14 protein-coding genes are annotated in these 20,222 nt (G+C 62.2%); 7 read left to right on the top strand and 7 right to left on the bottom strand.

Going from position 1 to position 20,222, the window contains the following annotated elements; translation table 11 throughout:
• Positions 1-2: 2 nt before the first annotated feature.
• From NMG80_RS32810 to NMG80_RS32790, 5 genes are all read right to left on the bottom strand, one after another.
• The gene (locus NMG80_RS32810; protein WP_254021956.1) at positions 3-1,382 is read right to left on the bottom strand and encodes an aspartate aminotransferase family protein; all 1,380 of its coding nucleotides are present in this window, start codon (positions 1,380-1,382) and stop codon (positions 3-5) included.
• A 53-nt stretch (positions 1,383-1,435) separates the two neighbouring features.
• Positions 1,436-1,558, bottom strand: coding sequence for a capsid protein (locus NMG80_RS32805; protein ID WP_254021955.1), 123 nt, complete (start codon positions 1,556-1,558; stop codon positions 1,436-1,438).
• A 32-nt stretch (positions 1,559-1,590) separates the two neighbouring features.
• On the bottom strand, positions 1,591-3,660 hold the full coding sequence (locus NMG80_RS32800) for a prolyl oligopeptidase family serine peptidase (protein ID WP_254021954.1): 2,070 nt from the start codon (positions 3,658-3,660) through the stop codon (positions 1,591-1,593).
• Between the two features lie 99 nt (positions 3,661-3,759).
• Entirely contained in the window at positions 3,760-4,920 is a 1,161-nt protein-coding gene (locus NMG80_RS32795; protein ID WP_254021953.1) for an MFS transporter, read from the bottom strand.
• 1,056 nt (positions 4,921-5,976) lie between these two features.
• Complete coding sequence (locus NMG80_RS32790; protein WP_254021952.1) at positions 5,977-7,845, bottom strand: phospholipase D-like domain-containing protein; 1,869 nt, start codon at positions 7,843-7,845, stop codon at positions 5,977-5,979.
• Between the two features lie 228 nt (positions 7,846-8,073).
• Here NMG80_RS32790 and NMG80_RS32785 point away from each other — a divergent pair, with 228 nt between their 5' ends.
• The 5 genes from NMG80_RS32785 (at position 8,074) to NMG80_RS32765 (ending at position 15,965) form a co-directional block, all read left to right on the top strand.
• Positions 8,074-9,651, top strand: coding sequence for a trimethylamine methyltransferase family protein (locus NMG80_RS32785; protein WP_254021951.1), 1,578 nt, complete (start codon positions 8,074-8,076; stop codon positions 9,649-9,651).
• A gap of 128 nt (positions 9,652-9,779) precedes the next feature.
• Complete coding sequence (locus NMG80_RS32780) at positions 9,780-10,262, top strand: endonuclease domain-containing protein (RefSeq protein ID WP_254021950.1); 483 nt, start codon at positions 9,780-9,782, stop codon at positions 10,260-10,262.
• Positions 10,259-12,844 carry a GcvT family protein gene (locus tag NMG80_RS32775; protein WP_254021949.1) on the top strand — a complete coding sequence of 862 codons (2,586 nt, stop codon included), beginning with the start codon at positions 10,259-10,261 and terminating at the stop codon, positions 12,842-12,844. The genes NMG80_RS32780 and NMG80_RS32775 overlap by 4 nt, the downstream gene beginning before the upstream one ends.
• A 63-nt stretch (positions 12,845-12,907) precedes the next feature.
• Positions 12,908-14,620 (top strand): ArnT family glycosyltransferase, encoded by a 1,713-nt coding sequence (locus NMG80_RS32770; protein ID WP_254021948.1) that lies wholly within the window; start codon positions 12,908-12,910, stop codon positions 14,618-14,620.
• A gap of 25 nt (positions 14,621-14,645) precedes the next feature.
• Positions 14,646-15,965 (top strand): M24 family metallopeptidase, encoded by a 1,320-nt coding sequence (locus NMG80_RS32765; RefSeq protein WP_254021986.1) that lies wholly within the window; start codon positions 14,646-14,648, stop codon positions 15,963-15,965.
• Positions 15,966-15,972: 7 nt separating this feature from the next.
• On the opposite strand, the gene NMG80_RS32760 is transcribed toward NMG80_RS32765, so the two are convergent.
• Entirely contained in the window at positions 15,973-16,773 is an 801-nt protein-coding gene (locus tag NMG80_RS32760; protein WP_254021947.1) for a phosphate/phosphite/phosphonate ABC transporter substrate-binding protein, read from the bottom strand.
• Positions 16,774-16,856: 83 nt separating this feature from the next.
• Entirely contained in the window at positions 16,857-17,867 is a 1,011-nt protein-coding gene (locus NMG80_RS32755) for a fatty acid desaturase (protein ID WP_254021946.1), read from the bottom strand.
• Positions 17,868-18,095: 228 nt separating this feature from the next.
• On the opposite strand from NMG80_RS32755, the gene NMG80_RS32750 reads away from it, so the two are divergent.
• Together NMG80_RS32750 and bmt are read left to right on the top strand one after the other, a co-directional pair.
• Positions 18,096-18,938: a helix-turn-helix domain-containing protein gene (locus tag NMG80_RS32750; protein WP_254021945.1), complete on the top strand. Its 843-nt coding sequence runs from the start codon at positions 18,096-18,098 to the stop codon at positions 18,936-18,938.
• Positions 18,939-19,119: 181 nt separating this feature from the next.
• Complete coding sequence (gene bmt / locus NMG80_RS32745; protein WP_254021944.1) at positions 19,120-20,136, top strand: betaine--homocysteine S-methyltransferase; 1,017 nt, start codon at positions 19,120-19,122, stop codon at positions 20,134-20,136.
• The last annotated feature ends 86 nt before the right edge of the window (positions 20,137-20,222 follow it).

The following is a 20,222-nucleotide window of genomic DNA, read 5'->3' as shown; positions in this document are numbered from 1 at the left end:
TCTCACCGCTTGCGCAAATCCGCTTGCCCCAGATCAAGCGCCTTGGCGATGCGGCCGCAGGCCATGTCGATGGTCTCGTGCGTCCAGATCAGCGGCGGCGACAGGATCATCGTGTCGCCGGTGGCGCGCAGCATCATGCCCTGGGCAACTGCGTGGTCGCGGACGGTCACGGCCGCGCTCCCGGCCGGCAGGAAGCGCTCCTTGGTCGCCTTGTCCCTAACGATCTCGATCGCCCCCATCAGCCCGATCGAGCGCACCTCGCCGACCAGATCGTGCCCGCCAATATGCTCCTGCAGCGCCTTGGCGAAATAGGGTCCGGTGTCGTTCTTGACCCGATCGACCAAACCTTCCCGCTCGATGATCTCGAGGTTCTTCAGCGCCACGGCGCAGGCCACGGGGTGGCCGGCATAAGTATAGCCGTGATTGAACTCGCCGCCCTTCTCGACCAGCGTCGCGGCGATGCGGTCACCGACCAGCAGCGCCGACAGCGGCTGATAGCCGGAGGTGAGCGCCTTGGCGGTGGTGATCGTATCGGGCTCGATGTCGAATGTCTGAGCGGCGAACCACTCGCCGGTGCGGCCATAACCGGTGATGACCTCGTCCAGCATCAGCAGGACATCGTATTTGCGGCAGATACGCTGCACTTCCGGCCAATAGCTCATCGGCGGTATCTTCACGCCGCCCGCCCCCATCACCGGCTCGCCGATAAAGGCGGCGACTTTGTCGGCGCCGGCTTCGAGGATGGCATCCTCGACGGCCTTGGCCGCGCGCAGGCCGAAATCATGGTCGCTTTCGCCGGGCAGAGCCAGTTCATAGGCATAAGGCATCATCACATGGACGATGTTGGGAACCGCGCCGTTGAGCTGCCTGTGCATCGGCTCCATGCCGCCCAGCGACGTGCCTGCGATGGTCGAGCCGTGATAGGCGCTCTTGCGCGAGATGATGCGGTTCTTCTCCGGCTTGCCTTCCAATGCCCAATAGTGACGGACAAGGCGCAGCGCCGTGTCGTTGGCCTCCGAACCGGACGAGCCGAAGAACACCTGGTTGACATGCTTCGGCGCCAGTTCCGCCAGCTTTTTGGCCAGCAGCACCGGCGTCGGGCTCGAGCATTTGAAGAAGGAATTGTAGTAGGGCAGTTCCTTCATCTGGGCGTAGGCCGCTTCGGCCAGCTCATCGCGGCCGTAACCGATGTTGACGCACCACAGCCCGGCCATGCCGTCGAGGATTTCCGTGCCTTCGGAATCGTAGATGAACGGCCCGCTGGCGTGGGTGATGATGCGTGAGCCGGCCTCGCGCATCTCCTTGTGGTCAGTGAACGGATGCAGGTGATGCGCAGCATCGATCTGCTGAAGCTGCTTCAGCGAATAATTCTGATAGGTCATGTCTGATGTTTCCTCTTGAACCAATCCGGCGTTTCGCTGCCGGGGCGGATTCGTCAGAGGAAGGCGGGCGGCGAATAGCCGATGCGGGCGCAAAGCCGCAAAAGCTCGGCGCGAAGCGTGCGCGGCGACGGCGTCACCGCCACCCCAAGCGCGCGACATGTCTTCATCCGAGCCATGGCAGCATCTTAGGCGGTCCGATGCGACCAGTTCAAGCCGTTCCGTTAAGCGCCCGTTGCAGAAAAACATACTTCATCGCCGCCTGTGCCGCTTGTGGCCGGCGATCGCCGCGCCCGCCATGGCCGCCCTCGGTCTCTTCGAAGAACAGCGTCTTCGCGTGACCGACAGCCTGCAGCCGCGCGGCCATCTTGCGCGCATGGCCGGGATGGACGCGGTCGTCGGCGGTCGATGTCGTCAGCAGCACCGGCGGATAGGCAGCATCGGGCTCGACATGCTGATAAGGCGAGTATGCGGCAAGCCACTCGGCCTCTTCCGGCTTCGCCGGATCGCCATACTCGGCCATCCAGGATGCCCCGGCCGGCAGTTCGGTGTAGCGCAGCATGTCGAGCAGCGGCACGTCGATGATCACCGCGCCGAAAAGCTCGGGGTGCTGGGTCAGCGAAACGCCGGTCAGCAGGCCGCCATTCGAGCCGCCCTGGATGCCGAGCGTCGCCGGCGTGGCGATGCCGCGTTTGACCAGGTCTTGCGCGACCGCGGCGAAATCGTCGAAGGCGTTCTGGCGATTGGCCTTGAGCGCGGCCTGATGCCAGTTCGGACCGAACTCGCCGCCACCGCGGATACTGGCCTGCACATAGGCATTGCCCTTTTCCAGCCACAGCCGGCCGCGCACGCCGGCATAGCCTGGCAGCAGCGGCACTTCGAAGCCGCCATAGCCGTAAAGCAGCGTCGGCACCGGCCCGTTCTGGTCGCGCCGCCTGACGACGAAATAAGGGATTTTGGTGCCGTCTTTCGAGCGTGCCTCGAACTGTTCCGAGACCAGCGACGACGCGTCGAAACGCGCCGGCTGCGATTTCACCGTTGCCAGCGTCGCAGCGTTGTCGTCCGACCAGATGATCGAGCTCGGCGTCAGGAAATCGGTGAAGGAGAATGACACGCTGGAGCCGAAGCGCTCGGCGTGGCTGATGCCGACACTGCCGTTTTCGGGCAGCGCCACCGGCTGCAGCGACCAGCCGCTGCCGCTGCGATCGCAGGCGACGACCTTGCCGCGCACATTGTCCATCAGATTGATGAACAACCGGTCCTGCGTGCGGGCAATGCCGGCAATCGAGACACGATCCGCCGGCGCGAGCACGGTCTCGATAGGTCCGAGCGCATTGGTCTCGATCCAGCGCGTGAAGTCCAGCGAATAGAGGCCGTCGGGTTGGCATCGCGTGCTGTCCGGCGCCGTCCACGGGCTGCGCACCCCAAAGACGAGCTGATCCCTGAGCAGCACCGTGTCGGTAGCGTCGTCCGGCAGCGGGATGCGCCTGTTTTCACCGGAGGGCAGACGCAGAAAGCTGTGCGAGGCAAAGAAATCGAGCGTCCGGGTCAGCAACAGATGCCGCTTGTCGCCGTCGAATTCGAGCGAACCGCCGGCGGCGAGATCCTGCTTCTGCGCCTCGAAGATCGGCGTCGCATCCTCCAGCCGGGTGCCGCGCTGCCACAGCTTGACGACACGCGGATAACCGGACTGGGTCTTTTCGTCCTCTTCGAAGGCAGCCGAGACGATGACCGTGTCCTTGTCCAGCCAGTTGAAGCCCGACTTCGAGGCGGGCGCGCGAAAGCCGCCCTCGACAAAGGACTTGCTGTCGATGTCGAACTCGCGCATCTCGCTGGCGTCGCCGCCATCCGGCGACAGGCTGAGCAGGCAGCGGCTGAAATCTGGGTAAAGCCGGCTGGCGCCGCTGAACACCCATTTCACGCCCTCTTTCGCGGACAGGCTGTCGAAGTCGATGATCGTCTGCCAATCCGGCTTCTCGGTCTTGTAGGAAGCGACCGTAGTGCGCCGCCAGAGGCCGAGCACGTTGGTCTTGTCCTGCCAGAAATTATAGACGTGGCCGTTGAGCGCAGACCCGACCGCAATGTTGTCTTCGGCGGTCATCAGGTCGAGCGCGGTTTGGAAGCAGGCCTGGTAGGACGGATCGCCCTGCAACTCGGCGACCGTGATCTCGTTCTGACGGTGAGCCCAGTCGAGCGCTTCCTTGCCCATCCTGTCTTCCAGCCAGAGAAAGGGATCTTCGGTCGCCGAATTCGGCCGCGTCTTTGTGTTCGACTTGGTCATGTGGTCTCCGGTTGAATCAGGCGTCGGCCTCGCAACATCGATATGGCGGCGCCAATGTTCAAGACATCCAATGTTCAAGATACGGGTCGCTTTTCGGATTTACGCCATCCGCCCCCGCAAGACGGTTGTAAGCGCCAGCGCCAAGCAAATGGCGCCAAGCGTGATCGGCAGGCCGTTGGCGCCAAGGATATCCATGGCGCCGCCCGCCAACGGCGGCACGGCGATGCCGCCGACACCCCACATCAGCGAGAAAGCGGCGTTGCCGGCGACCAGTGCCGAGCCGGTGAACCGCTCGCCGAGCTCGATGATCGACATCGTGTAGATGCCGTAGGAAACCGCGCCCCAGACAAACACGCACGGCCAGATCAGCGGCGTCTCGATGAGCACCGGCAACAACACGCATCCGAGCACCGTTAGCGATACACAGATAAATCGCACCAGACGCGCCGTCAGCCGTTCCGCCAGCAGGCCGAGCGGCACCTGCATGGCGATGTTGCCGGCGATCATCATCGACAGCAGCGCCGACATGCGGGCCTCCGCGATGCCATAATGCGCTCCGTAGACCGGCAGCAGCGCGAGCACTGCCTGTTCGAAACCGGCGGCCACCACGACCGCCGACAGCAGCAGCCATGCCATCGGCATGAACCCCATCACCGAAACCTGGTGCCCGGCCTCATCGACTTTTGGCAGCCGTTGCAGCACCAGCGCCAGGCAGGCTCCGCAAAAGACGAATGCGCCGATGCCGACGAGAAACGGCGGCCATCCTTCGGTGCCGACCGCAAGCAGGCACAGCGGGCCGGCGGCGAAACCTGCCGAAATGACTGTGGAATAGATCCCCATCACGCGACCACGGCGCGCCGGAGGCGCCAGCGCGATCACCCAGACTTCGCTCAGCACATAGAGCGGATTGGTCACCACGCCGATCAGGAAACGCAGTGGATACCAGAGATAGACATTTTGCGTCCAGCCGATCAGCGCCAGCATGATCGCGGAAAGTGCCGCGCAGGTGAGCGCCGTGCGCCCTGCCCCGAACCGGCGCGCCAGTGCCGGGATGAGCGGCGACGAGACGATAAAGCCGACCGGCGTCATTGCCGCCGACAGGCCGATCATGGCCGGCGAGACGCCCTGGCGCTGCAGGATGAAGCTCAGCAGCGGGTAGCTCAGCCCTTGCGCGATGGCGAAAACCGAAACAGTGGCGATCACGCCGGTGATCGCCGCCCACTGCATTGTCTCGTCGCTGTTCTGTTCCGCCAGGTCCATGATCCGCACCAACAGGGAGCCTGCACGATTAGCGTTTCGGCGGCATGCCGGGAAGCACCGGCGGCAAAAACCGCTTGCGCCAGCCGGAGCATGACTTGTTCAAGGGTCCCCGGCGCCATTCAGGCCACTACGGAAAATACCGGGCAATCGCCCCCGTATATATTCAGCTCGCGAACTCCTCCGGCGCGCGGGAGAATCCGGGCCATTCCACAACTTCCCCGAGTTAATGCAGAGATTTTCCACAACGTTACGAAGACAGTGACCCCGAACTTCTGGCGAACCGCGAGCCCAACATGAGCAACGATGCCATAATGTATACGTTGCCCGGGCGGGTTAACCGCAGTAATGGCTTGTTTGAAATCGGCGTCCGTCCTTCGTCGTCGGGGAAGAAGACCGAGGTTATCCTGCATCGCTTTTTCAAAGCGGACCCAAAATGATCGAGCAACCATTTGCATCAGCTTTCGAACTCGATGTTCTGAGCGACCTGCCCCCTGAAAGCACCAAACGGGTGTTCTATCCGGGGGGCCTGAATCGGGCGGCCATGATGGGCTGAACGTTCGTGTAGTTCCGTATGAAGGCGAGGAGTGGATTGGCACCCTTGCGTCTGGGCGGTTCGGACCAAAAACGGTAACGGGCGTATTTACTACTCCAAATCCAAACAAGTTCTGCGCAATATCCGCAGGCCAGGCTTACATTGTTAATGTTACTGACCCCAAGGTGCACGAAAGCCTTACAATCGTCCCGGTAATTGCTGTTCGAAGCTCTGTGAAGTATAGACTTCTTATATTTGTCAATAATACGGAGCTTTTGGCGATCGGCGTCAATGGAGAGGCATGGCGAACTGAGAGAATTTCGTGGGATAATCTGAAACTCACAACGATGACCTACGATACTATTTGTGGCGTGTTTTGGGACATTCAGACCGAGTCCGAGCAAGGCTTCACGGTGGATTTGGCGACCGGGACTCACTCTGGAGGGGCGACAATGCCAGTCTGAGAACCGCTTGCGCCAGCCAGAGCATGACTTGTTCAAGGGTCCGCGGCGCCATTCAGGCCACTACGGAAAATACCGGGCAATCGCCCCCTTCCTGCCGTCGGCGTAAGGTTTCAGCCAGTTGTCGTCGATGGAGAGCCCGTCATTGTCCGACGGTCCTTCTCCAATCGTTCTGCGCCAGGCGCGGAACTTGTAATGGTCGAACACGTCGAGCATATGCACCGCAAAGGCCGCAGCGAACGTCTTGTCGCCTTCGACGATCACCATGTTCTCGTCGTTTTCATAGGACGCCTTGTAGCCAAGGTTGTGGCTGCCGGCGATGACGGTGGCGTTGTCGGCCATCGGATCGATGATGACGATCTTGTCGTGGACGATCGCATGGCCGACGGTCAGCACTTCCGCCTGGAAATCTCGCGCGACGGAGGCCCCGGTCAGGTTGGCCGCCCTGACGATGGAGACGTTCGGCGCCTCCCAGACCTTCTCCGGAAAGACGAATGGCGATTTGCCGTCCCTGTTCGATTTTTTGGTGACCGGATCCCGGGTCGGGGCAACGTAGTTAGGCATGGCGGTGTGATCGCTGATTGCGCCTTGCACGATCAGCTTTGGATTCGCCGTCGCCGCCGCGACCGCCTGATCGATGACCGAATTGTTGCCAAGCCGCGACGGATTGAACACGAGAAAGAGCACCGCCTCCTTCGCCGCCTTGATCCGTGCGAAAACGTCTTCGAGATCGACAGGCCGCACCGAGATGTCCTTTTTGCTGCGGTCGGGATCGTTTGGCGAGAACCAGATGGTGGTTCCATTGACATGGTTCGGTGTGCGATTCTTCAGGCGAAACGGCCTGCCTTGCTTCTGCGCCACACGCCCGGCGGCACTATCGCTTGCCGGCGGCGGGAACACGTCGGCTTTCATCCGTTCCCAATAGGCATCGAACACTTCGGCCATGGCAGGGTCGTCGCGGATGAAGGCGTTGTTGGACTGTCCGCAAATGCCCGTCGACGTCCAGTTGGTGCTGCCGGTCATGACCGCTTGCGGATTGCCCTGGGCGTCGCGGTAGACGGCAAACTTGTTGTGGCCGATATGGTTGTTGTTGAACAGACGATCGGTCAGCACGACGCCGGCGTCGCGCAGCCGCTTTCTGAATGGCGCGTTGCCCGCGTCCCACGCCTTCGTTTGTTCATCCCTGCCCGAATTCGAAAGAATGACGTCGACGACATCCTTGGCGTCGATGATCGCGTCGCACAATTCGTCATCGCCAAGTTCGTAGAGGGCAAGCCTGACAGTGCCGCCCTCGGCCTTGGCCCGTTTCATCAGGCTGGTGAGCACGTCCGGAACCTCGCCGTGAAGATAGGCGCGTATCTTGCTGCCGGGACGCTGAAGCTCGGCCCTGATCTTATCGCGCTGCCCGACCTTGATGCCGGCGTCTTCCAGCGCGCGCGACAGCCATTGCGTCGAGAGCACGCCGTTGGTGAAGGCGAGCCGCGCGTTGCCGAACATCGATCCCAGAAAAATGGTCGGGCTGACGGCACCTTGTCCGAGATAGCCGAGCGGCCGCGCCGCTCCGGTATAGGCTTTCTCGGGCCGCACCGGCACCGGAACGAGGCCGGGCCGCATGTCGCCGACCGGACGCACCCGGTAGGCGACCATTTCGCCATCCGGCCTGATTTCAACGCTGTCGCGGCGCCGCCGCACCGTAAGATCGCGCCAGAATGTCTTCTGCACCGGCCAGACGCCGGTATCCTGCGGAATCCAGTCCCTGTTGCGTTGCCCCCGGAAAGGCACCCAGGACGCCAGACAGCGTTCCTCGCCAGTGCTGGGATAGATGCGGACGATCTCGAAGCCGAGACAGCCGTCGATCATTCCGTCAATATCCCAGGCAATGAAGGCGACTTCGTTGTTGGTCGCTGCACGCACGCTGACAACATCCGGCACGGAAATAGTCCCCCTCAGGACGGTTTGTATTCAATGTACTTACTCAATATGACGTGATCGCAACGTGACATATTTCACAGTTCGGGCACAGATCTGGTTTCGCCCTGGTGCGTCCGGCCGGCGAACGTCCATGTCGCTTCCCTCGCCCTAGTGGTCGCCGCCTCCGCAATGGCGGGCCGGCGGTCGGTCCATTATGCCGCCGCACCGTCGCAGCGTACGAGGACTATCATGACCGCCGCCCTTCATCCCGCCGAACCGGCATTGGCAAACGACCGCGCCCGTCGCGGCGGCCGCGCGGGCAAGCGCGCCGGCGCAGCGGCGGCATTCGAGCAGCCGCCTTTCCGTCAGCTGAAAATCCCGCTGACGCCGACTAAGCTGGTCTCCGACGACGAGCTGGAATCGATTCACCTCGCCTCGCTGCGCGTGCTCAGGGAAATCGGCGTCGACGTGCTGCACGACGAGGCGAGAAGCATCATGAAGGCGCATGGCGCGGATGTCCGCGAAGGCAGCGAGCGGGTGCGCTTCGACAGCGACATGATCCTCGAGCTGGTTTCCCACTGCCCGTCGGAATTCACCATCCATGCCCGCAATCCGACGCACAATGTCCGCTTCGGCGGCGACAACCTGATCATCTCGATGATGGCGTCGGCGCCCAATTGTTCCGACATCGATCGCGGCCGCCGGCCGGGCAACCAGCAGGACTATCGAAACTTCCTCAAGCTTGCGCAGATGCATAACATCCTGAACTGCACGGGCGGCTATCCGGTCGAGCCGATCGACATCCATCCGTCCGTCCGGCACCTTGAATGCATCCGCGATTTGAGCGTGCTCACCGACAAGGTGTTCCACATCTATTCGCTCGGCAAGGAGCGCAATGTCGACGGCATCGAGATCACCAGGATCGCGCGCGGCATCAGCGACGAACAGCTTCTCGAACAGCCGTCGGTGTTCACCATCATCAATACCAATTCGCCGCTCAAGCTCGACGTGCCGATGATGGAAGGCATCATCCAGATGTCGAGCAAGGGCCAGGTCGTCATCGTGACGCCGTTCACCCTGTCGGGCGCCATGGCGCCAGTGACCATCGCCGGTGCGCTGGTGCAGCAGAATGCCGAGGCACTGTCCGGCATTGCCTTCGCCCAGATGGTGCGCAAGGGCGCGCCCGTCGGCTATGGCGGTTTCACCTCCAACGTCGACATGAAGTCCGGCGCGCCGGCCTTCGGCACGCCGGAATACATGAAGGCGCAATTGGTCGGCGGCCAGCTCGCCCGCCGCTACAACATCCCTTACCGCACCTCCAACACCTGCGCCGCCAACACGGTCGACGCACAGGCCGCCTATGAAAGCGTATTCTCGCTGTGGGGCGCCATCCAGGGCGGCGGCAATCTGATGATGCATGCGGCCGGCTGGCTGGAAGGCGGCCTGCGCTGCTCCTACGAGAAGACCATCCTGGACATCGATCTGCTGCAGATGGTAGCCGAATTTTTGACCCCGCTCGACCTTTCGGAGGAAGCACTGGCCATCGACGCCATCCGCGACGTCGGTCCGGGCGGCCATTTCTTCGGCACCCAGCATACCCAGGACCGCTACAAGACCGCGTTCTATTCGCCTGTCATCTCCGACTGGCGCAATTTCGAGACCTGGGCGGAAGCCGGATCGCCGACAGCTATCGAAAAAGCCAATCGGGTGTGGAAGGAGCGGCTGGCCTCTTATGAAGAGCCCTATATGGACCCGGCGATCCGCGAGGAGCTCAACGCCTTCGTCGACAAACGTCGGTCCGAAGGCGGCGCGCCGACCGATTTTTGATCCTGATGAGTAGTCGACCCCCACTCCGTCGAGCTTCGCTCGACACCTCTCCCCCGCTCGACGGGGTAGAGGAAGGGCGTGAGATTATTCCAGCCGGCGCCCTTCCTCTCCCTCCGGAGGGGGGAGAGGTGGCGCTGCGAAGCAGCGACGGAGTGGGGGACGCCATTCCCCAGACACGCAGTCGCCGCATAGGTACAACCCAGCGACCACGAAAACTCAGGCAAGCAGGCAATCAGGCGGAAGCATTGCTTTGGTTTGAACTAAAGGCGCGCAAGCTTGGCAGCTATCGCTTTACGCGTCAGTTTTCCATCGGCCCCTTTTTTGCAGACTTCGCGTGCCGCGAGAAATGGCTTGTCGTTGAAGTTGATGGACACCAACACGCCGGCAGTTCATGTGACCGCCGCCGCGACGATTTCATGCGCGCCCAAGGCTATTCGGTTCTGCGTCTTTGGAACCATGACGTCCTGAAACATCGTACTTCGGTCTGTGAAACCATCCTTGCCGCGCTTGATGGCAGGCTGGCCGAAAACATCGCTGTATCCGACCTCCGCTTCGTTCTCACGCCCCGCGCACTCGATTCAATCTCTTCAAAAACGGAACTATCTTCATGAAATCTCATGCAAAAGCGGTTGTCATCGGTGGCGGTGTGGTCGGCTGCTCGGTGCTTTACCATCTGGCCAAGGCCGGCTGGACCGACATCATGCTGATCGAGCGTTCGGAGCTCACCTCCGGTTCGTCCTGGCATGCGGCGGGCGGCTTCCATACGCTCAATGGCGATCCCAATGTCGCCAAGCTGCAGGCCTACACGGTGCAGCTCTACAGGGAGATCGAAGAGCTTTCCGGCCAGTCCTGCTCGCTGCACCTGACCGGCGGCGTGATGATGGCCGACACGCCGGAGCGCATGGACTTCCTGCGCCTTGCCCACGCCAAAGGCCGCTATCTCGGCATGGACACCGAGCTGATCACGCCGTCAGAGGCCAAGGCGATGTTCCCGCTGATGGACGAGACGAATTTCGTCGGCGCCATGTGGGATCCGGTCGAAGGCCATCTCGATCCTTCCGGCACCACCCACGCCTACGCCAAGGCCGCCAGGAAGCTCGGCGCCGAAATCGTGCTGCGCAACCGCGTCGTCGAGCTGACGCAGGAGGTCGACGGCACCTGGAACGTCGTTACCGAGCAAGGCACGGTCAAGGCCGATCATGTCGTCAACTGCGGCGGCCTGTGGGCGCGCGAGATCGGCCGTATGGTCGGCGTCGAGCTGCCGCTGCTGGCGATGGAGCATATGTATCTTTTGACCGAGCCGATGCCGGAGGTCGAGGAATTCAACAAGTCGACCGGCCGCGAGATGATCGGCGTTATGGACTTCAAGGGCGAGATCTACACCCGCCAGGAACGCAACGGCATCCTGCTCGGCACTTATGAAAAAGCCTGCAAGCCGTGGTCTCCGGTCAACACGCCGTGGGATTTCGGCCATGAGCTGCTGCAGCCCGACATCGACCGCATCGCGCCGTCGCTGGAAATCGGCTTCAAGCATTTTCCCGGCATCGAGAAGGCCGGCATCAAGCAGATCATCAACGGTCCCTTCACCTTCGCGCTCGACGGCAATCCGCTGGTCGGCCCGGTGCAGGGCCTGACCAATTTCTGGTGCGCCTGCGCCGTCATGGCCGGTTTCTCGCAGGGCGGCGGCGTCGGGTTGGCGCTGTCGAACTGGATGGTCCATGGCGATCCCGGCTTCGACGTCTGGGGCATGGACGTCGCGCGTTTCGGCGAATGGGCGACGCTGCGCTACACCAACGCCAAGGTGCGCGAAAATTATTCGCGCCGTTTTTCCATCCGCTTTCCCAACGAGGAACTGCCTGCGGCGCGCCCGGCGCAAACGACGCCACTCTATGATACGATGCTGGCCAACAACGCCGTCATGGGCGATAGCTGGGGCCTCGAAACCCCGCTCTGGTTCGCCCCGAAAGGCACCGAGCCGAAGGACATCGTTTCCTTCCATCGCTCCAACGATTTCGGGCCGATCGGCGAGGAAGTGCGCGCCACCCGCGAGAAGGTCGGCGTCACCGAGATCGCCAATTTCGCCAAATACGAAGTTTCAGGGCCGGGAGCGGAAGATTTCCTCAACCGGCTGATGACCAACCGCATGCCGAAGACCGGCCGCATCGTGCTGACGCCGATGCTGAACGAGTTCGGCAGGCTGATCGGCGATTTCACCATCGCCAAGGCGGGCGAAGAGCGCTTCATGATCTGGAGCTCGTCGGCGGCGCAAAAATATCATATGCGCTGGTTCGAGAAGCACCTGCCGAAGGATGGTCCAAGGGCGTCGCAGGTCCGCATCCACCGCTTCGACCAGACGCTGGTCGGCTTGTCGATTGCCGGGCCGAAGTCACGCGACCTGCTGCAGACACTGGTTGATGTCGACATCTCGACCAAGGCCTTCCGCTTCATGGATTTTCGCGAGATGGCGGTCGGCGGCGCGCCCTGCATGGTCAACCGCATTACCTATACCGGCGATCTCGGTTACGAGATCTGGATGGCGCCGGCCTACCAGCGTCTCGTCTACAAGGCGATCAGGGAGGCGGGCGAAGAGTTCGGCCTCGTCGATTTCGGCATGCGCGCCCTGCTCTCGATGCGCCTGGAGAAGAATTTTCCGACCTGGTTCCGCGAGCTGCGCCCGATCTACGGGCCGTTCGAAGGGGCGATGGACCGCTTCGTCAAGCTGGAGAAGAACGACTTCATCGGACGCGAAGCGGCAGCCAGGGAGCAGGCGGAAGGACCAAAACTGCGCCGAGTCTCCTTCATCGTCGATGCCGCGGATGCCGATGTGATGGGCGACGAACCAATCTGGGCCAAGGTCGGCGACAAGGACTACGGCACGGTGGAAAAGCCGCATGGCTATGGCGCGCCGCGTTTCGACGCGGACGGCAAGGAAGTGCGCGGCTCCAGGGCCGCGGAAGGCGCTTCGGCCGTGCGTGGCATCGTCGACGGTGACTGGCGCGTGGTCGGCTGGGTCACCTCCGGCGGCTATGCCCATTATATCAAGAAATCGATGGCGCAAGGCTATGTGCCGGCTGCCTTGGCCGGGGACGAGAGCGCCGGACTATTCGAGATCGAAATCCTCGGAAGCCGACGACCGGCTCGCATCAATGTCGAGCCGCCTTTCGACCCGAGCGGCGAGAAGATGCGGACCTAAAGCGCCGGACGCGTCGGCCTGACCCCGAGCATGACCCGGGTGTGACCGATTTCGGGAAATCCGATGTCCAGACAACAAGACAGGGTGGCGGCCACGACTTCAAGCCCGCCGCTCCGGCAGCGATCAGGCGACGTTGCGCGGGGCATGGTCTTCATGCTAGCGGAGCCGGCGGCAACCGGCACCGGCGATGAGAACGCGTTGAGATATTCGATGAAATGGGCCGTATGGCTTGCCGAGGGCAGGATCGGCCCCTTCCCGGCGGCGATCGTTATGGTCGCAACCTATTTGGCCTTGCAAACCGTCATATTGTCCGTTCTGGCCAGTTGGGCAGGAACCGGCGTCGGCATCGATGACGCGGAGCAACTGATTTATCTGCCATATCTTTGGGCTGGTTATGGCGGCTCGCAGCCGCCTCTCTACACATGGATCAACTGGCTGGCCGCGCAAATTTTCGGCACCAGCATTTTTACGCTGAAGCTCGTCAAATACTCAGTGCTGTTCCTCGCCGCCTGCAGTGTGTTCGCCGCCATGCGGCGGTTCGGCTACACGAAAGCGACGGCAGCGGCAGCCATGCTCGGACTTTTCACAATCCCGCAAATCGCCTGGGAATCGCAGCGGGCCTTGTCGCATTCGGTCGCCGTTGTCGGCTTCTGCGCGCTGCTGCTGCTGGCGATGGCTTATCTGATAGAGCGGCGAACCATGATCGCCTACGCGGTGTTCGGCTTGGCAATTGCTGCGGCAATTCTTGCCAAATACAACGATTTATTCCTGGTGGTAGCCCTTGTTGCGGCGGTGCTGTCGCTGCGCGAGTTGCGCGGCGCGATCCTCGATCCGAAATTCGCAATCAGCGTTGCCGTCGCGATACTGGTGCTGGCGCCAACCGCATATTGGAGCCTGATGCATCCTGCCGATTTGCTGGCGAGAGGCGAGAAGTTCGGAATAGACCTACAGCAGGGTCGCATGGTGGCCGCGGCCACCGGCGCCGGCAAGTTTATCATGGGGATTTTCAATTTCGCTGTCTTGCCGGTGCTCGTTTACGCGCTGGCTTTCGCGCTGACGGGATTCCGTTTCTCCGATCGTCAACCCAAGGCTCCGGCCAGGGAAGTTCTCTTGTGGCGTACCTTGGCGATCGGCTTGGCCATGCTGGCGATACTCGTGCTGGCCACCGGCGTGACCGAGGTCAAGGCCCGTTGGCTGGTGCCGGTCATGGTCGTCTTGCCGCTGGCGATGGCCGCCTATATGGAACGGCTCGCACCGCGCGGCAGGGACGCCCAGCAGCTGGTGATCGCGGCCGGAGCGATTATCGCCGTTCTGCTCGCGCCCGCCACCTGGTATTTCCAGATAAACGGGACCAGTGGTCTCTCGCGGATGATCAGGGTGGATTACCCGGCCTTGTATCGCGAGCTGAGTGCTGACGGGCCGGTGAAAACCGCAATATCCGACGGTGCATGGGTCGGCAATCTGCGGCTGGTCGGCGAAAAATTGGTCGCGCTTAATCAGGAAGTGCCAAATTTCGAAAGGCTGCTGCAAGATCCGGCCGTACTCGTCTGGCTCGACCGCGACGATCCGCGGCCGGTCATTGTGGAGCAGCTAAAAAAAGCCGGCTATGAGCCGGATGGCCAACCAAAGCAAATCATGGTTCCGCTACTGCCTGGCACCGACACGTCCGCCCGGCCCGGCGCGTATGTAAGATTGAAGAGAACGGCTGCGGAAAAAGCCACAGCACCCGGCGAAGGCGTCAGCAAAGGAGCCGAGGGTGGACAGGAACCCGGCTGATCGGCCTCCTCGTCATCGCAAGATCATGCCGTTCGAGCCGGGCGAAGCAGGCTCAATCGATGCGTTGCGCCTGAAGTCGCGGCAGAAGGCCGCTGAGCTCAACCAGCATGTGCTTGGCTACGGCGCACTGGCGGAAGCCGAGTGGCACGCCGCCGGCATTGCTGCTCCCGACCTGCCCGCCATGCGCCACTACCGGCTCGACCGCATCCGCACCGAGTTGAAGCGCCGCGGCTATGCGGGAGCCTTGCTCTACGATCCGATCAACATCCGCTATGCGACCGACGCGACCAATATGCAGCTCTGGGTCGCGCATAATCCGACAAGGCATTGTTTCGTTGCCACCGAAGGTCCGGTGGTGCTGTTCGACTATTTTTCCTGCGAGCACCTTTCCGACCACTCCGGCGTCGTCGACGAGGTTCGGCCGGCAGTGTCGTGGATCTATCTCTACAGCGGCGAACTGACCGAGCAAAAGGTCCGCCGCTGGGCCGCCGGGATCGCCGATCTGGTTAAGGAGCATGGCGGCGGTGTCAGCCGCATCGCCGTCGATCGCATCAATCCCGAGGGCGTCGAAGAACTCGCCCGCCTCGGCATCTCGATCGGCAATGGCGAAGCGCTGATGGAAAACGCGCGTCTGATCAAATCGACCGACGAAATCCTGGCCATGCGCCGCTCGATCATCGCTTGCCAGGCGGCGATGGGCGAGATGGAAGCAGCATTAAGGCCAGGAATTTCCGAAAACGAATTGTGGGCCGAACTCCACCGCGGCAACATCGCGCGTGGCGGCGAATGGGTCGAAACCCGGCTCTTGACCTCTGGCCCGCGCACCAATCCCTGGTTTCAGGAATGTTCGTCGCGAACGATCGAAGCCGGCGATCTCGTCGCTTTCGATACTGATCTGATCGGCCCTTACGGTTTCTGCGCCGACCTGTCGCGCACCTGGCTCTGCGGCGACACCGAGCCGTCCAACGAGCAACGCGAGCTGTTTCGCATCGCCGCCGACCAGATCGCCCACAACATCGCCCTGATGCAGCCGGGCACATCGTTCCGCGATCTTGTCGAACACTCGGCGGTGCCGCCCGGAGATTGTTTCCCGACGCGTTACGGCGTGCTCTATCACGGCGTCGGCCTGGCCGACGAATACCCGACGCTGCCGCATGCGGTCGACTGGACCGAAGACACCCCCGACGGCGTGCTTGTGTCGGGCATGGTGCTTTGCGTCGAGAGCTATATCGGCCGGCTTGGCGGACGCGAGGGCGTCAAGATCGAAGAGCAGATCCTGATCACCGAAACCGGCAACGAGCAGCTTTCGACCTATCCGCTCGACGAGCGGCTGCTCGGCGGCTGATTGTTTTTTATGCGGTCGCCGCGACCGCCTCGCGCAGCGCCACCACGATCTTTTCCGGTGTCGTCCTGGCGGTGATGAACGGCAGGCCCTTGCGCCGCCTTGTCCAGCCGACGACCGTGACCGCTTCCGCTGCCGGCTCGAAGCGCCGCGCCTTGGCCCAGCTCTGGCAGTCGATGGCCGCGACATCGGCCTTGCCCTCGGCAATAGCGACGATCGAGGCGCGGTGGCCACCGCTTTCGCTGCGCTCAGAGAAGATGTCCAGGCTTTCGCCCAGCGCCTCCAAGTCACGCGTTAGCGCGATAATGCCCGACATGGAATCGAGGCTGTTGAAGGTAAAATGCTTGCCACGCAGGACATCGAGCGGAATGAGGCGGCCGCCATCGGACGGTGAGGCAACCGTTGGCGCTTCACCTGCACGCATCACGAGCGCGCTCGAATAGAGTTCACCCTGCCCGCCTTCGAATGCGTCGTAGCGCGGCTGGCTGATCACCTGGACATGTTCCAATAGGCCGAGTTCCAGCGGACCCCAGCAGGCCTGTGCGAACAGCAGCGCCGGATGCAGCCAGAGTCCGTGAAAATCCAGTTCGTCGGGCGGCAGCGTCGCCGGATCGGGCGCAATCACCTTTCCGGCGGCGTCGCGGATGCCGCCTTCGACAGGCCGCAGATCGGCATTGACGCGAGCGACGGTTTGCGGCGCGTCGATGCCTTTTTGCCGCAAGGCATCACGCAGCCGCGCCCATTGGGCATCGACCTCGTTCTTCTCTTCAGGCCAGTCATACATCGGCAAGGCGGCAATGAAATCGCTCATGCCGGGACTTTGATCGTTACGCTGAGAAATTGACAAGGCCATTGACGCGCACCTGGGCATCGCCGCCGGCGATGCCCAAAAATTCATTCTTTCGGCGGCTCGGCCGGCACCGGCGCGCTGCCAAGCCCATTGAGGCTGCGCGCCCTGACGCGTGGCTTGAACGCCCGGCCCGGTTCCGGCGTGCGCCGCAGCACCGGGTGGACGATCGGCTCCTTCGCCTTGAAGGCATATGCCCTGAGCAGCGCGAAATAGTTCGGATAGGCATAGCCATTGTTCATCCGCAGCCACTCGTCACGGCGCTCGGCAAACAGCTTCGGCAGCCGGTACCAGGCCACCGTCGGGCTCTTGTGATGGACGAAATGCAGATTGTTGTTGAGGAACAGGAAAGACAGCGGCGAACGCTCGACGATCACCGTACGGCCTTCCGGATGCTCCGACCATTGATGCTCGGCGAAGGTGCGGATCGAGATCAGCGACTGGCCGAGCCACACCGGCACCAGGATGTAGAGCCATAGCGGGATGCCGAAGCCGAACTGCACGACCGGCAGCACCACGGCGAGGCCGATGGCGTGCAGCAGCCATGCCTTGCGGATCACCTTGTCGCCGGCGAGCACCTGCCTGGCATCGTCGATGAAAAAACCGATGCATGACAGCCACGGGCCGAGAATGAGCCGGCCGATCATGGTGTTGTTGATCTTCAGCAGGAACTTCATCGCCGGCGGCAATTCGTCATGGCGCCACAGCGCCTTGTAGTAGCTTTCAGGATCGTCAAGCGGATCGGTCAGCCGTTCGTCGGCGTGATGGCGCAGATGGATGGTCTTGAACCGACGGAATGGCCAGACGAGACCAATCGGCAGAAAGACGAAAGCTTCGTTGAGCTGCGCATTGCGGGTCGGATGGCCGTGCAGCACTTCGTGCGCCAGCGAGGATTGCAGCGCCGCCATCAGGGCCAGAACGACGAGCGCCAGCAGCGGATAGGACGGCCACAGGAACAGGCCAGCTGCGAGCCAGGTGCCGTAACAGAAAAACGCGAGGAAGACGGTCGGCCATTCGATGGCCGGTGCATTGCGTCGTCTGTTATTCCTGCTTGTCATGGATCGACCACTGCCCTTCCAGTCGCCGGAACCGTTTTGATTCCTGACAGTATTGTGTCAGGAGCATCGTGATGCTGCAACGCGACAAAGCGCACAAAATGTTGCGATTGCGCATTTTCAGCCGCATGTGTTATCTATTGTAAACAACCTGGAGGATTCATTTACGCCCAAAGTGCCGCGTTGGCGGATTCGGCGGATTTTTTTCCTCCTAATGGCCGGAATGACGATATGGACAAACGCGACCTATCGACGGTCTTTCGGGAGCGCCTGAAAATGCTCCTGACACGATCCGATCTGAACCAGTCCGCCTTCGCGACTGCGGTGGGCATCGACCGCTCGGCGCTTTCGCAGTTGCTGTCCGGCGCCTCGACACGCCTTCCCCGCGCCGAAACGCTGCTCAACATCGCCGCTGAATTCAAAGTGTCGCTCGACTGGCTGCTCGGCCTCAGCCAGGACGAAGGCGTCACCGGTGAAATCCGCGAAAGCCTGGAGATCGAGGAAGCGCCTGACGGCTTCGACCGCACGCTGCTGGCCAAATGGCATGCCGAGGCCGCGGGGACGAAAATCCGTTACGTGCCGGCCGGCATTCCCGACCTTCTGCGCACCGAAGCGCTCATCGACTACGAGGCGGGCATCGCCAACAAGAGCCGCGAGGCGCAGGCCGGCGAGACGCAGTACCGCATCGACTACAACCGGCGGCCGGAAACCGACATGGAAGTCTGCATGCCCCGCCACACGCTGGAGATCTTTGCGCGCGGCCTGGGCGTCTGGGACCGTTTCCCTGAGGCCGACCGCCACCAGCAGCTTCTTCACATGGCGACGCTGCTCGACGACCTTTATCCCACCTTCCGCCTGTTTCTCTATGACGGACGGATGCGTTATTCGATCCCCTTCACCATCTTCGGGCCTTATCGTGCTGCCATCTATGTCGGCGACATGTATCTGGTGCTGAACGCAACCCAGCCGGTCCGCACGCTGACCAGCCATTTCGACAATCTGATCCGCGCCGCCGATATCAATGCGCATGAGGCGGCCAGCTTCACGCAAAGGCTGGCGGAAATGCAATTTTGACGGCTTGTTTACCGCGCCGACATTGACGCCATATAAAGATTTCTTTATATCCTTATCTCGACCAGCAGGTTCCGCAAAAGTGCCTCGCGGTTTGCGACGAGAACCTGCGGCAATACAAAAACCTAAGCAGACGTAGCGGCCGAGCGAAGTCTGCTTGGAATCCCGGAAGGCGTAATTTCCAATGACCAATCCAATTGACGCTTTGCTTGCCGAAAAGGGCGTTCTGCTTGCCGATGGCGCCACAGGCACCAATCTGTTCGCCATGGGGCTTGAGGCCGGCGAGGCTCCAGAGTTGCTGAACGAGACGGCGCCGGACATCATCACCAGTCTGCACCAGAACTTCGTCGATGCCGGCGCCGACATCATCCTGACCAATTCCTTCGGCGGCACCCGCCACCGGCTGAAGCTGCACCATGCGCAAGACCGCGTGCATGCGCTGAACCGGCGCGCCGCCGAGATCGGCCGCGCTGTCGCCGATAAAGCCGGCCGCAAGATCGTCGTCGCCGGCTCGGTCGGCCCGACCGGCGAGTTGCTGGTGCCGCTCGGCGCCATGACCTATGACGAGGCGGTCGAGGCCTTTGCCGAACAGATCGAGGGCCTGAAGGCCGGCGGCGCCGAAGTCGCCTGGATCGAGACCATGTCGGCGCCGGACGAAATCCGCGCCGCCGCCGAAGCGGCGATCCGCGTCGGCCTGCCCTATACCTATACCGGCTCCTTCGACACCGCCGGCCGCACCATGATGGGGCTGTTGCCGAAGGACATCCACGGCGTTGCCGATGGACTGCCGCAGGCGCCACTCGGCGTCGGCGCCAATTGCGGCGTCGGCGCCTCCGACATACTCGCCTCGCTGCTCGACATGACCGAGGCGAAGCCGGAGGCGACGGTGATCGTCAAGGGCAATTGCGGCATTCCCGAATTTCGCGGCGCCGAAATCCATTATTCCGGCACGCCCGAGCTGATGGCCGACTATGTCAGGCTGGCCGTCGATGCCGGCGCCAAGATCGTCGGCGGCTGCTGCGGCACCTCGTTCGCCCACCTGGCCGCCATGCGCAAGGCGCTCGATGCGCACACCAAATCGGATCGCCCGACCGTCGAGAAAATCGTCGAGCGCATTGGCCCGATGCGCAACAAGCAGGCGACGGTCAACACCGTTGAGACCAGCGAAGCCCGCCGCGAGCGCCGGCGCAGCCGCGCCTGACGCTTTTCGGCTACTCGTCACGATCGATATCGAAATTGCAAATGATGAAAAGGCCGGCGAGGTTTTCCTCGCCGGCCTGTCTCACC

This window comes from Mesorhizobium escarrei, from assembly GCF_935825525.1.
GTDB lineage: Bacteria > Pseudomonadota > Alphaproteobacteria > Rhizobiales > Rhizobiaceae > Mesorhizobium > Mesorhizobium escarrei.
Note: the sequence above shows the minus strand (reverse complement) of the source record. Positions and strands in the feature narration are given on the sequence as shown.